At 74.4% G+C, this 418-nt stretch carries 1 protein-coding gene; it reads left to right on the forward strand.

Annotated elements, in window-relative coordinates:
- The coding region (locus RM812_RS42580; protein ID WP_311586431.1) for an MOSC domain-containing protein at window positions 1–414 on the forward strand (414 nt) is incomplete at its 5' end.
- Window positions 415–418: the final 4 nt, after the last annotated feature.

Below are 418 nucleotides of genomic sequence, written 5' to 3' on the forward strand. Positions count from 1 at the left end.
TTCGGGGAGAACCTCACCACCGTCGACCTCGACCTCGAGGCTGCGCTGGTGGGGGAGCGGTGGTCGGTCGGCGACCCGGACGGCGAGGGCCTCGAGCTCGAGGTCACCGATCCGCGCGTCCCCTGCCGCACCTTCGCCGGCTTTCTCGCCGAGCGCGGCTGGGTGAAGCGCTTCGCCGCCGACGCCCGCCCCGGGACGTACCTGTCCGTCGTCCGCGCGGGCACCGTGCGGGCCGGCGACGAGATCCGCCGGACGTTCGTCCCCGACCACGACGTGACGAGCGGCCTGCTGTTCCGGGCGACGACGACCCAGCGCGAGCTGCTGCCGCGGCTGCTTGCCGCCCGCGCCTACCTGGACGCGGAGACCGTGGCCCTCGTGGAGCGCCTCGAGACCTTCGCCCTCGACGAGGCCTGAGCAC

The sequence above is a fragment of the Streptomyces lancefieldiae genome, from assembly GCF_031845825.1.
Taxonomy (GTDB): domain Bacteria; phylum Actinomycetota; class Actinomycetes; order Streptomycetales; family Streptomycetaceae; genus Streptomyces; species Streptomyces lancefieldiae.